Origin of the sequence: Dapis purpurea BLCC-M126, from assembly GCF_050015975.1 — a bacterium.
GTDB lineage: Bacteria > Cyanobacteriota > Cyanobacteriia > Cyanobacteriales > Microcoleaceae > Trichodesmium.
The window spans coordinates 105339-121509 of record NZ_JBNHER010000065.1; the positions used below are offsets into that span (position 1 = coordinate 105339).

The following is a 16171-nucleotide window of genomic DNA, read 5'->3' on the forward strand; positions in this document are numbered from 1 at the left end:
AAATACCTTTGTTCAAAAAGCATTATAAACTATCATAATCTTGATATTTTAATCCTAAATCATCTTAATTACAAGGGAAGTTTAGTGAGTTTAGAAATATCCTAATTTACCTTTTAATATTGATAAATATGAAATAAGGAAGATAGGGAAGATAAGAAAAACCAGGATTTTTGTTTAAGCACAAAATCATCAAAAAGAAGTCGATTTTAAGTATTAGGCAGAAAAATTTAATATCTCGTTATCCTAAGTAGGTGAGGATAAATAAACACAACAAGTTTAGGGCAGGTTTAATGGACTACATCAGAACTCCTGTAAGGGCGATTCCCGAATCGCCCCTATGACTCCTAATTAAATATTTAATTATACCAGTGCTACCGAATTTGAGTATAAACTGGATTTTTTGAGTAAAAATCCAGTTTATATTTGAAACTTGCTTTCCAAAAAAAGCAAAAAAATTATCCCTGACTACAAAACTTCTCTACACAACGAATAAACATTTCAACTCCCATTCCCAAAGCAGTTTCATCAAAATCAAATCGGGGATGATGGTGAGGATAAGCTAAACCTTTTTCAGAATTTGCTGAACCTAAAAAGAAATAACAACCAGGTACTTCTCGTAGAAAAAATGACATATCTTCACCTCCCATAGTTTGACATTCTGGTACAACACCAGCGGGAGTTTCTACTATTGATTCGGCAACACTTTTAACCAAATCTGTAACCTTTGGATCGTTAATTAATGGAGGATAAAGTGGATGATAATTAAACTCATAACTTGCCCCATAAGTTCCGCAAATTCCAGAAATTATTTCCTCAATTCGTTTACTAAAATAATTTTGATAATCCAAACTAAAATAGCGCACTGTACCAGTCATTCTAGCAGTATCAGCAATGACATTAAATGCTCTACCTGCATTCAACTGCCCCACAGTTACAACTGCTGAATCTATAGGATTAATATTCCGAGATACTATTGTTTGTAAAGCATTAACAATTTGTGCTGCTACTACAATAGAATCTATTGTTTGATGTGGCATTGCTCCATGCCCACCTTTGCCCAAAATTGTGCAATTAAATCTTTCGGTAGCTGCCATTAAAGCACCACTACGAACTCCCATTGTGCCAACAGGGAGATTATTCCACAGGTGCAAACCAATTATGGTATCTACATCAGGATTTTTCAATACCCCTGCTTCAATCATCGGTTTAGCTCCTCCAGGTCCTTCTTCGGCAGGTTGGAAGATGATTTTGACTATACCACTAAAATCTTGACGATGAGTAGCGAGATATTGCGCAGTACCAAGAGCGATCGCTGTATGCCCATCATGCCCACAAGCGTGCATAATACCATCATGTATGGATCTATATGGCACGTCGTTTAATTCTTGCACTGGTAGTGCATCTAAATCTGCTCTAATACCAAGTACAGGACCTGGTTTACCGCTATTAATAGTTGCAACTATACCTGTGTTAGCAATTCCTGTTTGATGTTCGATGCCCCACTCTTGCAATTTTTCCGAAATCAACTTTCCTGTGAGGTGTTCTTTAAAACCTAATTCTGGTCTTTGATGCAGATATCGTCGCCACTCAACTAATGAAGGTTGAAGTTTTCTAATGTCTTGGCGTAGTTGAGATTCGATAACAAAATTTGAGGTTGGAATAGTGGAAATCATATTTTTAATAATGAGAGATTAACTTTTTATAGCAATTGTCAGGACGGTTAGGACATTTTCGCGCCTCTCAAATTTAGTCACAGTAAGAATTTAACTTCTAACTTTTGACTTCTAACTTCTGACTTCAGCTATGCTTTGGTTGGTAAGGGCAGAAATTTTTCTAAATCTAGGTTAGAAGCTGCTTTGGCTAATTTACCTAAGTCAGTAATATCTGCTAAATGTGGTATAATTCCACAAACTTGCACTTGGGTTAAGGATTCAATCAGGTCAACTGGAGTCCAGTCAGCAATTTCTTGTTCAGAACAAGGTTTTACACAGTTAAGAATAATTCCTAACAGATTAACCTTCATTTGACGAGCTAGGGCGACATTTGCTACAGTTTGAGCGATCGCGCCCAATCTTACTGGTACAACCAGAACTGTAGGTAAATGCCAATCCCTAGCTATGTCTGCTACTGTCAGTTCATTAGTTACAGGGGAACCTAGTCCTCCTAAACCTTCGACTAATACAAAATCTTTTTGTTGTCGCAAGGTTGTAAAGGTTGACCAGACCTGATCTAATTCTATCAGACGACCTTCCTTTTCTGAAGCTACCGGAGGAGCAACTGGTGTTGCATACCATAAAGGATTAATTTTGTCAAGAGATTGGTCAAGGGAAAATAGTTTGGTGTAGAGTTCGCGATCGCCAATGCCAGTTTGAATAGGCTTAAATAAACCGAAGTTAAGGTCTTTGCAGTAAGTTTGCCAGTAGGAAGCAAGAGCGATCGTCAATATTGTTTTACCAGCGTCGGTATCAGTTGCCGTAATTAATAGTTCTTTCAAGATGTCTATCCTGGAGTTTGATTTATGATTATTTCATTGTCATACTCGATCTTAAGGCACTTACTATTTTTTTGTAAATAATTTCAGTAGCTTTGCTCCTAATTTTGCCTCTAAATTTTGGCTCTAATTTTCCCACTGCTGATATATGAACAAAAAAGTTTTGCTATACTATTGTTTCAGGCGAAAATAAACTTCTACTATGAGGTAACTATAAAATGACCACTCCAAGCTCTCCCCCTGTAATCCCCGGATATAAAATTAGCTCTCAACTATATGTAGGCTCTAGAACTACAGTATATCGAGCTATCCGAGAACCAGAATCACTTGCAGTAGTCATGAAAATGCTGACATCTGAATATCCTAGCTTCAACGAATTACTACAATTTCGCAACCAATATAACATTAGTAAAAATCTCAATATTCCCGGTATTATTCGTCCTTTATCATTAGAATATTATGGTAATGGTTATATTTTAGTGATGGAAGATAACGGGGAAATTTCTTTACAAGAATATATTAAAACTAATATCCTTTCAATTGTCGAATTTTTAGAGATTGCTATTCAATTAACTAATATTCTCCGTAAACTACACCAAAGTAATGTAATTCACAAAGATATTAAACCTGCAAATATTCTGATTCATCCCCAAACAAAACAAGTTAAACTCATAGATTTTAGTATTGCCTCTCTGTTACCTAAAGAAACTCAAGAAATTAAAAGTCCTAATATTTTAGAAGGAACCCTCGCTTATATTTCCCCTGAACAAACAGGTAGGATGAACCGAGGGATAGACTACCGCAGCGATTTTTATTCCCTAGGTGTGACATTTTATGAATTATTAACAGGAGAATTACCATTTACATCTGATGATCTCATGGAATTGGTGCATTGTCATATTGCTCAAATGCCTATGCCATTATCGACAAGCTTTACAAAAACAGAGAACAGGGGAGAGATTCCACAAGTACTTTCAGATATTGTGATGAAGTTGATGGCAAAAAATGCCGAAGACAGATATCAGAGTGGTTTGGGATTGAAATATGACTTAGAAAATTGTTTAGAGCAACTCAAAGAAACTGGCAAAATCTATGATTTTGAAATTGCTCAGAGAGATGTATGCTATCGCTTTCTGATTCCCGAGAAACTATATGGGCGAGAAAAAGAAGTTTCCACCTTGCTAAAAGCTTTTGATCGCGTCACCAATGGCACATCAGAAATGATGCTAGTAGCAGGATTTTCCGGAATTGGGAAAACAGCAATAGTTAATGAAGTCCACAAGCCAATTACCCGTCAACAAGGATATTTCATCAAAGGCAAATTTGACCAGTTTAATCGCAACATTCCTCTGTCTGCCTTTGTGCAAGCATTTCGTGACTTGATGGGACAACTACTCAGTGAAAACGATGTCCAACTGGCAACATGGCGAACCAAAATTCTGGCTGCAGTTGGGGAAAACGGGCAAGTAATTGTGGAGGTGATACCGGAAGTAGAGCAAATTATTGGGAAGCAACCGCCAATCACAGAACTATCTGGAGCTGCAGCCCAAAATCGCTTCAACTTACTATTTCAAAAATTCATCCAAGTGTTCGCCACAAAAGAACATCCCTTAGTGATTTTTCTAGATGACTTGCAATGGACAGATTTAGCTTCCCTCCAGTTACTGCAATTATTGATGAATGAAGTAAATTGTGGATACTTACTAATTTTGGGAGCTTATCGAGACAATGAGGTGTTTCCAGCGCATCCGTTAATGCTGACCCTGGAACAGATTCAGAAAGCAGGAGCAGTAGTCAATACTATTACCCTGCAACCCCTAGAGGAAATGACAGTAAATCATTTGCTAGCAGATACATTGAATTGTAGCGAAGAACTAGCTCAACCCCTGACACAGTTGGTATATCAAAAAACCAAAGGTAATCCCTTTTTTACTACTCAGTTTCTCAAAGCTTTGCACGAAAATGGTTGGATTCAGTTCCAGCCAGAACAAGGTTACTGGGAATGCAATATAGCAGTGGTGCGACAGTTAGCTTTGACTGATGATGTAGTGGAATTCATGGCATTGCAGTTGCAGAAACTATCGGTGGAGACTCAGGCAGTTCTGAAATTGGCGGGTTGTATTGGCAACAAATTTGATTTAACTACTCTGGCGGTCGTTTCAGAAAAATCACTTGGAGATACAGCAAAGGCTTTGTGGAAAGCTTTACAGGAAGGATTAATTCTGCCCCAAGGTCAACTGTATAAATTGTATGTAGAACAAATAACTCCAGTGGTTGATGATAGCGGCCAGACTGCAACTTACAAGTTTCTCCACGATCGCGTTCAGCAAGCAGCTTATTCTTTAATTCCTGAAGACCAAAAGCAGATAACCCACTTGCAGATTGGTCAATTATTGTTACACAACACCTCAAAAACAGAAAGGGAGGAGCGAATTTTTGAGATTGTCAACCAATTAAATATGGGGATGGATCTGATTACCGAACCAGAGCAGAGAAATGAACTGGCTCATTTGAACCTGATTGCTGGACGCAAAGCTAAAGTTGCTAATGCTTATGCTGCATCTTTCGAGTATTTAATGCTGGGAATCGAGCTGTTACCACTCGATAGTTGGCTTCAATGTTATGATCTCACTCGATCTTTGTATGAGTCCGCCGCAGAAGTTGCTTATCTAGGTAATAATTTTGAGGAGATGGAGCGATTAATAGAAGTAGTATTAAAACAAACGCCAACGTTGCTAGATAGGATCAAAGTCTATGATGTGAAAATTCAGGGTTATGGAAGCCAGAACGAATTCCCCAAAGCATTAGACGTAGCCCTCACAGTTCTCAATAGCCTAGGATTCAGTTTGCCTGAATCCCCCAGTCAGTCAGATATTCAGCAAGCATTAGCAAAAAACAAAACTTTTTGGCAGGAGAAAGCTCCTTTAGAATTAATTGGTTTACCAGAAATGGAGATGGTTGAATCCAAAGCAGCCATGCAAATTTTATCGAGTATTATCCCAATTGCCTATCAAGTTTCTCCTCCTTTGTTTGTTTTGAGTGTTTTGAAACAAGTCGATTTATCGTTGCAATATGGTAATACTGACCTATCTGCCCATGCTTATGCGGCTTATGGGTGCATTCTGTGCAGCATGACAGGAGAAATTGAGGAGGGGTTTGATTTTGGGCAACTGAGTTTAACCCTATTGGAAAAATTCCCAGCCAAGGAATTGAAGGCCAAATCTCTCTACCCTGTCAGCGCCATCGTTACTCATTGGCGGCAGTTTCTTGGTTCAACCTTAAAACCTCTGTTGGAGTGTTATACTTATGCTCTAGAAAGTGGTGATTTATTTCATACGGCTTGGGCAATTTATATGTATGGCTACCATTCTTATTTTATGGGTAAAGAATTGTCAGAATTGGAACAGGAAATGACAGCCCATAGTGAACAAATCAGTAAAATTCGACAAGAATCTGTGAGCCAAATTCATAACATTTGTCGTCAGGCAATTTTCAACCTAATGGGTATGAACGATTTCCCTTGGGAATTGCGTGGAAGTGCCTATGATGAGCAAATAATGGTCCCACTGGCTGAAGCAGCTAACAACCAAACCACACTATGTAAATACTATATTCAAAAGTTAATTCTCTGCTATTGGTTTGACGATCAACTAACAGCGTTGAAGATCGCTGATTTAGTAGAGCCATATTTAAATGCAGTTGTGGGTTATGTGGATGTTCCCTTATTCCATTTTTATGATTCTCTAGCGAGACTTTCGGTACTTCCCCAGATTGATGAATCGGAACGAGAAGGCATTCTGACTAAAGTCGGAGCGAATCAAGAAAAGATGAAAAAATGGGCACATCATTCTCCCAGTAACTATCTGCACAAATTTGAGCTAGTGGAGGCAGAGCGTCATCAGGTCTTGGGTAACAAAGCCGAAGCCCTTGATTACTATGATCGCGCCATTGCTAAAGCTAACGAAAACTCCTACATCCAAGAAGAAGGCTTAGGCAACGAACTGGCTGCTAAATTCTATCTCAACTGGGGCAAAGAGAAAATTGCTGCTGGTTATATGCAAGAAGCTTACTACTGCTACGCCCGCTGGGGAGCCAAAGCTAAAAATTCAGACTTAGAAAAACGCTATCCTCAACTACTCAAACCCATTCTGCAACAGCAACAAGTTACTATCACCCCCTTGGAAACCATAGAAAAAATCACTTTTGTTGAGAAATTTTCATCTACTCACATTTCTACCAGTGGCAACACAAGTATTTCCGATGCCTTAGATTTTGCTTCTATTCTTAAAGCTGCTCAAACTATTTCCAGTAGCATTGAATTAGATCGACTCGTTACCAGTCTTACAAAAATTATTTTGGAAAACTCCGGTGCTAAAAAATCTGTATTAATTCTTCCCAAAAATGAAACTTGGCACGTTAAAGCAATTACCTTTATTAATCATCAAGAAACTTCCCCAGAACAAATACAAACTATCCTTGACTTAGAATCAATAGAGACTTGCAAAAATATTCCTAGAAAAATTATCAACTATGTCAAGAATACCCAAGAAACTATTCTTATAGATAATTGTCAAACAGATATTTCAGGAATAATTGAGGAATATATGCTCGAATATCAACCCCAGAGTATTTTATGTACACCAATTATTAATCAAGGTAATTTAGTAGGTATTCTCTATTTAGAAAATCAACTCACAAGCGGCGTATTTACCAAACAACGCCTACAAGTTATCAATCTACTTTCTTCCCAAGCGGCAATCTCTCTAGAAAATGCTCGACTTTATCAACAAGCTCAACAAGCATTAAAAGATTTACAACAAGCACAATTAAAAATTGTTCAAAGCGAAAAAATGTCAGCATTGGGTAATTTAGTTGCTGGTGTAGCACATGAAATGAATAATCCCCTCGGCTTCATTTTAGCTACTCTCCAACAAACTAAACCCATCGTTACAGATATTATCGAACACCTAAAATTATATCAAGAAACTTTCTCGCAAGCTAGTGAGGAAATTATTAAACATGCAGATGAAATCGACTTGGATTATAACCTAGAAGATTTACCCAAAATGATAGATTTAATGGTTGTGGCTGCCAACAGATTGAAAAATATTAGTATTAGTTTAAGAACTTTTTCTCGTGCTGATAAATATCATAAAGTCAAGTTCAACATTCATAATGGGCTAGATAGTACTATTTTAATTCTTAAACATCGTCTTAAAGCTAACACACAACGTCCAGCAATTGAAGTTATCACTGATTATGGTGATTTACCACAAGTTGATTGTTTTCCTGGTCAGTTAAATCAAGTATTTATGAATATTTTAGCAAATGCCATTGATGCTTTAGATGATTCTAATGACGGGCGTAGCTTCCAGGAGATTAAAGCAAATCCCAATAAAATTATTATTAAAACAATAACTGAAAATGAGCAAGTGAAAATATCAATTAGTGATAATGGAAAAGGGATTAGTCCAGAGGTGAAAACACGAATTTTTGACCATTTATTTACTACTAAAGAAGTCGGTAAAGGTACTGGTTTGGGATTAGCGATCGCTAAACAAATTATTGAAGAAAAACATGAAGGTCGCCTAGAAGTAGAGTCGGAGTTGGGTAAAGGGACCTCCTTTTATATCCAATTGCCAATAATCGGTGAAAAACCTCAATTGACATCAAAATAAGCAATCACTGTGTAATTGCTTCGTTTCACTTGCAATAAAATAATGACTACTGATTTTGTTTTTGATTATTGGAGGTGAGGTATTGAAAGTCAATTATAAGCATGAGACCTCTCCAGAAAAGAAGGAGTAGGGAGCAGGGGGAAAGAATTGGTAATTTCTGTGGTATAATTAATTTAATTTTTTATCATTGGAGATGTCTATTGTAAAAGATCAGTACAAAGAATTTTGATATCCATTGCCCTATTTTTTTGGAAGTTATGGTTTAGCCTACTGGCTGCATCTGGGGCATTTTCCTATCTTTTAGACTATTAGCAAGTAGCTGTGACAATAGTTTTTAGTTCTGTGATTGCTGGAGGGACTAGTCTAAGAGAAGAAGGCTTGTCTTCAGGTATATTTCTCGGAGCTAATTTTTTAGCACCTATATAGCCGAGTGATGTCATCACGGAGCACAAAACTGCCATGCTTTGGTCGCTTCCATGAGCCTTTTTTAAGCCAATGATACATCAGGGCGAAGGCGGGAATCCGTTTTTGACTACAAACCATCAAAAAATTAGGAGTTTAATATAATGTTAGATTGTATTGTAATTGGAGCTGGCCCAGGAGGTCTAGTTACCACCAAAGAATTACTCGAACAAGGACTAAGCGAGGTCGTTTGTTTGGAGCAAGCAGAAAGTGTCGGAGGTGTTTTTGCCAATACATACGACAATTTAGTGCTAACTTCCTCTTGCACTTATAGTATGTTTTCAGATTTTTGGATGGGTGATGGAAACCAACACAAATTTTGGACTAAGAACGAAGCAGTTGACTATTGGAAAAGATATGCCAAACATTTTGGCGTTTGGGGTAAAATTCGGTTCAAATCCAAAGTTGTTGGAGTGACTGAGCAAAGTAATCAAGGGTGGCAAGTTCAACTAGCCTCTAGAGAGACTGTGCTTTCAAAACGATTGGCATTGACGATCGGTAACAACAGTATCCCGAATTATCCCCAGTGGAAAGATTCATTAACTGAGGTGGAGTTTTCTCATTCTCAGAAATATCGCAATGCGAATAACTTTGTAGGCAAAAATGTATTAGTAGTGGGCGGAGGCGAGTCAGCTTCAGACGTAGCCTTAGAAATATCTCGGGTTGCCAACAATTGCTGGGTTAGCCTTCGCAATTCAACTGGGTTTGTAGTACCTCGCAAGAGAGGCAAATGTGCTAACGATACCGGTACTAATAGGGGCATATACGGGTTGCCAAGAGAATATGGGCATACTTTGAGTAAAATTATCTCTCGGCAGTGGTCAAGTTACAAAGATCAAGTCGAGAAAACAGCAGTTAAGCTGAACCAGAAGGTCAAGTCTCGAAATGGAATTTGGGGAACTTACGGAACTAAAACTTATGCCTTACCTAAGGCGATCGTCTATCATGGGTGTAAAGTAGTCGGCGAAATAATCGGAGTAGAAGATGGGGGCAGAACGCTACTGACTGCCGATGGAGAAACCCTGCATTCGCTAGATGCGGTAGTATTTTGTACTGGTTACCAAAACTATGTGTCTTTCCTTCCCGATGAACTAAAGGAAACTGACCCTCGAAGTCTTTACAAACATATGTTTCATTCCCAGTATGGGGATAAAATAGTTTGGATTGGCTGGGCACGTCCAGGTTTCGGTAGTCAGTTTCCAATAATGGAAATGCAAGCCAGATTGTTTGGCTTAATCTGTACTGGGGAAAAGACTCTTCCTGCTGTAGCAGCAATGGAGGAAGTGGCATCTCTGGATCGACAGAAGTATTTACAACAGTTTGAACATAATGCTCATCGCATCCGCAGTTTGGTTGATTATCATATTTATATGGATGAACTAGCCGACTTAATTGACTGCAAACCTCCTTTGTGGAAATACTTTTTCTTACATCCTTGCCTCTGGCTCCGTCTAGTATATGGTGCGACTCAGGCAACTCAGTTTCGTTTGCGAGGTCCAGGACAGAAGGAAACTTGGGCAAAAGAAGCGATCGCGAAATTACCAGTTACTCAATTTAATTATTTTTTTCTAGCTGGTTTAAGAGGTCGCGCTATCTATGGATTCAAGTCTATCGTTAAGGATATGAGACTAATCCTAACCCGTTTAATACAATTTATCAAAAGTAATTTACCCCTTATAAGATGGTCAAAATAACCAGAGAAATAACAGAGACAGCATAAACAATAAAATTATTTCAATAAGTAGTCTTGAAAATCATAAAAATTCAGTATACTAAGTTTTAAATAATCTTGATATTATATTATGTCTGGTAGCATTGTTTGTGTACGAAATAAAGCAACAATCGGAAAAAAATCTTCAAGGGAATTATAAGAGTAGAAGATAAGAAAAACTACTGTACTTCATAACTTTGGCAATTGGTATAGCAATCCTATTTAAATTGGAATATTTTGGTAGTAGTTAGGAGTCAGGAGTCATAATTTTCAAGATTTTCAGCTCAAATCAAGTATTAAAAAAATTGTCACAACTAATTTAGCATTGCTATATAGCAATATGATTTGACTTGTGAGATATTGGAGACTTTTAGGGAACAGGAAACAGAGAATAAGGAAGAGGAAACAAAGAACAGGAAATAGAGAATAAGGAAAAAATATATCTTATGTTATGATAACTGCTATATTCTATCCTTTTAACAGAAATCTCAATTCTCATATCTGATATTAAATTCTATTAAACAGTTATAAATTAGTTAAGTATTTAGGAGTCAGGAATCAGGAGAAAATAGAATCACAAAGATTTAGAAGTTATGATGATTTTTCTAATATCTTAATTTTTTTTCTTAATATTTATTTTGTTTAATATTTGAAATTGAAGTTTTTTTTAACTCTTTAAACGCTTCATTATTTTGCTTTATATTGACAGGTCGTGGAACTTTCAACTTACTTTTTAGCGAATATCTTATCAATTCATCTACTATTCTATATCTAACTTTTAGGTCATAAAAAAACCTGCAGCCATTGTTGTACTTTAGTGTAGCTGAAAAAACCTTCTGGTTCTGTGAGTTCAAGCTCCAGTTTATTGACAATCTGTGGTGCTACTAATCTTGGCCTTCTAGGGCTTTTTTTTCTCTTTAATATTGCTTCTATTCGATGTTGACGTTAGCCGAGATCCTCCCGATATTCACCAATCCAACGTTATAGTATGACTATATAACAACCGAGCATGTCTGCTATTTATACGATTGTGTGTAGTTTTTTTATTTTTAACCAGTAAAGTTCTTGTAATTTTTCTCCAACCAGCTATCAGCTTTTTTTGCGCAATGCTAAGTAAACAGTATTTAACTGGAGCGCTAAAAATTCAAGGGTAACAGTCCCCCACAAAGGAGCGAAAAAATTAGTGGTGCGCTTTTTTGGGGGTTTTTAGACACGGAGCGGCTTCTCTTGAGTATCCCCTATTATACACGCTCCTAGAAGCCGATTGATGAATTTCGCAGTAACGACTCAGGGAGCTAGCTGAGTGCTGGATACTAATTCAATTCGACCATCTGTTTCTTGGGACAAAAATTTTTTTAATTCCGATTCTGTTTGTAATATATAAATTCTTCTTATGATTTAATTTAACTACTTTAATTTAAAGACCTATTTCACTGTAACAGTATTTTTTGAAAATGGTATACAAATAATTTTGCACGACTACTTAATATACGAAAATTCACTGAAACTAGATGACAAAAACGATGCAAATTCAGTAGTATTATCGATTGCCAAAACACACTTAGGTAAGGCAATATAGAAATATAATTATCCGGAGTTTTGAGTAAATACAATAAACGCAAAATCTTTCAATAATACTGAAGGATAATTTGACAAAAATTCTCAAAAAAAAAAAAGAGGTATAATATGCTAACGTTACAATCCATAGAAAATGTTAAAGATGCACTAGGGTCAATAGAAGATGTTGAGAATTTACTACGGTCAAAATTTCATAAGCAACTAACTGAGCCAGGCATAAAGAATCCAGTCAAGTTTTTACAAAGATGGTCATATATTTCTACCCAGATAACGCGACTTCTTGGAGCGGCATTGAGTCGTGCACATATTGCAGATGTTCAATTTTTATTAGCAGAAATTGCTTACGGCGAGTGTGGCTTCGGAAATAGATACAAAATGCATAGTAAATTAATGATTGAGTTAATTAATAAATCTCCTTATGCCGATGCCATTACTCAAAGATTAGATACATACTTCTTAGATTTATTTGAAAAAACAGTTCTCGAATTATCCCATATGAGCCAAGAAGAAGCAATTGGATTTATTGTTTCCCTAGAAGCTCCTGCTTATCAAATTCTGGAATTGCTAAAACAAACTTGCATAGCTGTTGGTATTTCTGAGATAGACTTCTTAAACACTGAGTATTTTTTGATTCATAATGCTATAGAAAAAGAACACCAAGAATCAGGTAATGAAGCAATGCAAATTATTTTAGATAATGGATTTGAATTAAGTAAAATTTACAAGGGCGGTGAGAAAGGAATTAAGTTTATCACTGAATTCCTTGGGTGCTGATTTCTAAGATGGAATTTTTAAACTCTTAGTGTTTTTTGACTCATATATAATGCTATAAAAAAGAATACCAAGAATCAAGTTATAAGTGCTTACGGAAATTACTATAGATAATGGATTTGAATTAAGTAAAATTCACAAGGAGTGAGATATGTTTCTAGCTAAAGAATCAACAACACTCGAAAAATTTTTCCCAGGATTAGATATGCAAAGGTAGTCCTGTATATATAGTGATAAAATTGTGGTCAGGTGATCGCTTCATTATAATGATGAATAAAATACCAAATAGCTCCGTTTAGAATTTTCTAGTTTTAAAGTTTTCCTGACTAAACAGGAAATTCTTTGACGTAAAATATTATTTAATCTTTCTAGATTAGCAGTTAAAGCACTTTCCTTTCCAACTGATAGATATATGTCTGCAATCAGGAAAAATCATGTCAGAAGCTGACCATAAATCTGTATAGAACTCATTTGGTATCTATGCGATATGCCTGACGGCACGCTACGCGAACGCTAACCTCTTAAACATCAGTCGGATCAAACAAAGATTAATCTTGGCTGTCGCATTATCAAGAGTTTTCTCAAAGTTTTTGGTCAAGCTTTTACACCTTTCCATCCAGGAGTTGGTTCTTTCTATAACCCACCTGGCTTTGACAGGAACAAATCCTGTTTTTCTTTCCTGTTTTTTCTCTGCCTTTGATGGCTTGTGAGATATAGAAATGTTTACAGGTTTAGATTCAAAGTAATCAATTTTATGTGACAAAATTTCAATTAATTTCATGTCATCAGAAACTGATGCTTTGGTGAAATGGACAAAAAAATGAAAGCCTAGGCTATCTACTGCTAGGTGTCTGTTAATTCCCTTGGTAATCTTGTAAAAACAAAAACCTTTAGACTCTACGCCAGCATTACAAGTATTTTTGACTGCTTGTGAATCAATAATGATTAAAGTTGTCCATCTAGTTTTTTCTTTACCTGTTGATGTAGTTAAGAATGTAATGCATTTATAAATCTTCTCCATTAACCCTGATTCTCACCACTGCTTGTAATGCGAAAATACTCTGGATTAAGGAGGTAAATCCTTTAGGTAAATCACACTAATTACAACCATTCTTAAGTTGATAGATTACACCATCCAATATGTGTCTTTTAGTCCATTTTGTGGGACAAGTTTTCTTCTCTTTTGGTCTGGGATGGTTCAATAAGATCCCATTCTTTGTCTGTCAAACTGCTTGAATATGGCATTTATCCAACTCTTGGTTATACTAATTGGCGTTTTCGGCTGTCGCCGACATGAAAGGGGGAGCCTAGTGCCGCTACGCGGAAGTCAGAAGTCAGAAGTTAGAAGTCAGAAGTTAGAAGTATTGATTAGTAAGACTTTTAGGATTTTATAACTGGTCAGTTATTTCCGCCATTCTGCACTAGCGACAGCTATATCCCCTAAAAATTAAATTTTGATTTTTTAATAAGTTATCAGGTAGTATTTTAAGATAATTAGATCAGAAATTAATGATTTAATTAAGTTATCATTATATATATAGGACTACCAGATATGTTTCTGGCCAAAGAACGAACAACACTCGAAAAATTTTTCCCAGGATTAGACAAAGCTCTTCTCAAGATGTCTTTTATGGAGAGGGAAAATCAAGAGAGTTCAAGCAGTCAAGCGAATCCAACAATCAAACTTTTTGGTAAATTTGGTGGACCAGGGCTAGTAATACCTGCAAAATATGGTGGTATGCAAGTAACACCATTTCAGGCTATCCAAATTCAACGTGCACTTGGGAGCCGCTCTCCTTCATTGGCAGTTGCCGCAACTATGCACCATTTTACAGTAGCTATGATTGAGGAAATGACACCTGACAAGTCAGAATTTGATTTATTCGAGCGTGTTGCAAAAAACAATCTCTTTTTCTCTTCTGGTTTTGCTGAGGGACGAGCAGGCATTAGTATCTTTGATTCACATATGCAAGTTAAGCGTGTTTCTGGTGGTTTAATTGTTAGCGGTAGTAAAAAACCCTGTACTTTGTCTATGTCGATGGATCTAATGACTGCAAGTGTTATACTCCCAACAATAGATGGTCAACCAGAGGAATTAGCATTAGTTGTCATACCAGCTGATTCTCCAGGAATAGAACGTTGTCCCTTCTGGAAAAGCTTGGGTCTTACAGGTACAGAAAGTAATGAAGTGATACTTAATGAAGTTTATGTATCTGAAGAAAATATTTTTAATATGGGTGCTCCCAGTAAGTTTGATAAGGTAGTAGCTCGATCATTTATTTGGTTTCAACTATTGGCTTCTTCTGCATATCTTGGTATTTGTAGTTCTTTAGTTGAACGTTGTTTTATAGCCAATAGAGGAATACCCTCCGAGCGTGTTGCACTTGCAACTGAATTAGAGGGTGCAATGTCTGCACTTCAAGGTTTGGCTTCAATCGCAAATGATGATGAAAACCGTGAGAATATAGTAGCACAAGCAGTATTTGTACGTCATTTGGTGCAAGGTATTATTGAGCGTGTTGCAATGAGTGCCACAGAACTATTAGGTGGGATGGCCTTTGTCAAATCACCCGAAATTACTTACCTTCTTGCATCTTCATGTGCTCTTGCTTTTCATGGCCCATCACGGCTGAGTGCTGTGTCGGGGTTGGATAAATATTTATGTGGCGAACCCTTGCAACTTAGCTGAACTACACTTAAGATGTAAAACTGGTGGTTGAATAAATCTTAATCTAGCTCTACCTGTTACTTCATGCTTCAAAAAAGTTGCATCCACATCCAACAGAGTTCTCCGGAAAGTAAATTTTACCCTAAGTAATATATCCCAAGTAATACCAATTTCATAAACTTAAGCTACGCTTTTAGAAGTAATCTCTTAAAGAAGCTAGAGAAAACTCAAAAAAAACTGTCATACCTGATAGAAAATCAAGTTAAATTGATTAATAAATTTTATAAAAAGCAATTACCAATCCCCTATTGGTGTCAAGATAAACTAGAATTGGATAAAAAATTATCACAGGTAAAGATTACTGCTTGTGCAGTTAAGCCCATTGGCTTATATCAATGGTTGTTTGAATATTTATAGCTTTATGGTTTAGTTGAACCTCAAACAGGATACTCATTTTTTTATGAATTTAGTCATGTAGATACCCCTGGCTTTAAAAAAATTTTAGAGCTTTTTTGTGAAACATATCCTGATGAGATTCATATCATTCAAGTCGTGGGGATCTAGGATATGATTTGTCTATTCCTGATAATGTTATTTTACTATTTCAGCCTCCTTATTGTCCCGAAGTTAATCCGATTGAAAGATTTTGGCAATAAATGAAAAAATTATTGAAAAATTGTCTCTTTGATTCCTTGGATTTCTTAAGAAAATTCTTGAGAAATATATTAGTTAGATTTAGTTAAAAAGACATCGCTTCTATATAGAACCCATTTGGTATCTTTTCCGTCCAAGGTTATACTAAGTAGCGATCG

General features: G+C 36.5%; 8 protein-coding genes and 1 pseudogene. 5 read left to right on the forward strand and 4 right to left on the reverse strand.

The window, feature by feature from the left end; genetic code table 11:
• Nucleotides 1-455: 455 nt before the first annotated feature.
• Together ACP6PL_RS06290 and bioD are read right to left on the reverse strand one after the other, a co-directional pair.
• Nucleotides 456-1673 carry a M20 family metallopeptidase gene (locus ACP6PL_RS06290; RefSeq protein WP_426543662.1) on the reverse strand — a complete coding sequence of 406 codons (1218 nt, stop codon included), beginning with the start codon at nt 1671-1673 and terminating at the stop codon, nt 456-458.
• Nucleotides 1674-1801: 128 nt separating this feature from the next.
• Nucleotides 1802-2494, reverse strand: coding sequence for a dethiobiotin synthase (bioD, locus tag ACP6PL_RS06295; protein WP_426543664.1), 693 nt, complete (start codon nt 2492-2494; stop codon nt 1802-1804).
• A 215-nt stretch (nt 2495-2709) separates the two neighbouring features.
• On the opposite strand from bioD, the gene ACP6PL_RS06300 reads away from it, so the two are divergent.
• The 3 genes from ACP6PL_RS06300 to ACP6PL_RS06310 all read left to right on the forward strand — a co-directional run bounded on the left by ACP6PL_RS06300 (nt 2710) and on the right by ACP6PL_RS06310 (nt 12694).
• The gene (locus tag ACP6PL_RS06300; protein WP_426543666.1) at nt 2710-8169 is read left to right on the forward strand and encodes a trifunctional serine/threonine-protein kinase/ATP-binding protein/sensor histidine kinase; all 5460 of its coding nucleotides are present in this window, start codon (nt 2710-2712) and stop codon (nt 8167-8169) included.
• A gap of 566 nt (nt 8170-8735) precedes the next feature.
• Nucleotides 8736-10325, forward strand: coding sequence for a flavin-containing monooxygenase (locus ACP6PL_RS06305; RefSeq protein WP_426543668.1), 1590 nt, complete (start codon nt 8736-8738; stop codon nt 10323-10325).
• A 1703-nt stretch (nt 10326-12028) separates the two neighbouring features.
• The gene (locus ACP6PL_RS06310) at nt 12029-12694 is read left to right on the forward strand and encodes an iron-containing redox enzyme family protein (RefSeq protein WP_426543670.1); all 666 of its coding nucleotides are present in this window, start codon (nt 12029-12031) and stop codon (nt 12692-12694) included.
• 242 nt (nt 12695-12936) lie between these two features.
• Here the strand turns inward: ACP6PL_RS06310 and ACP6PL_RS06315 are convergent.
• Both ACP6PL_RS06315 and ACP6PL_RS06320 read right to left on the reverse strand, forming a co-directional pair.
• Nucleotides 12937-13154, reverse strand: a pseudogene (locus tag ACP6PL_RS06315) (IS1 family transposase); the annotation flags it as partial.
• 39 nt (nt 13155-13193) lie between these two features.
• Complete coding sequence (locus ACP6PL_RS06320) at nt 13194-13712, reverse strand: transposase (RefSeq protein ID WP_426543672.1); 519 nt, start codon at nt 13710-13712, stop codon at nt 13194-13196.
• A gap of 531 nt (nt 13713-14243) precedes the next feature.
• On the opposite strand from ACP6PL_RS06320, the gene ACP6PL_RS06325 reads away from it, so the two are divergent.
• Together ACP6PL_RS06325 and ACP6PL_RS06330 are read left to right on the forward strand one after the other, a co-directional pair.
• Nucleotides 14244-15380, forward strand: a complete 1137-nt coding sequence (locus ACP6PL_RS06325) for a hypothetical protein (protein WP_426543674.1) — start codon at nt 14244-14246, stop codon at nt 15378-15380.
• 246 nt (nt 15381-15626) lie between these two features.
• A complete protein-coding gene (locus ACP6PL_RS06330) occupies nt 15627-15776 on the forward strand; it encodes a hypothetical protein (protein WP_426543676.1) in 150 nt (49 codons plus the stop codon).
• Nucleotides 15777-16171 lie beyond the last annotated feature (395 nt).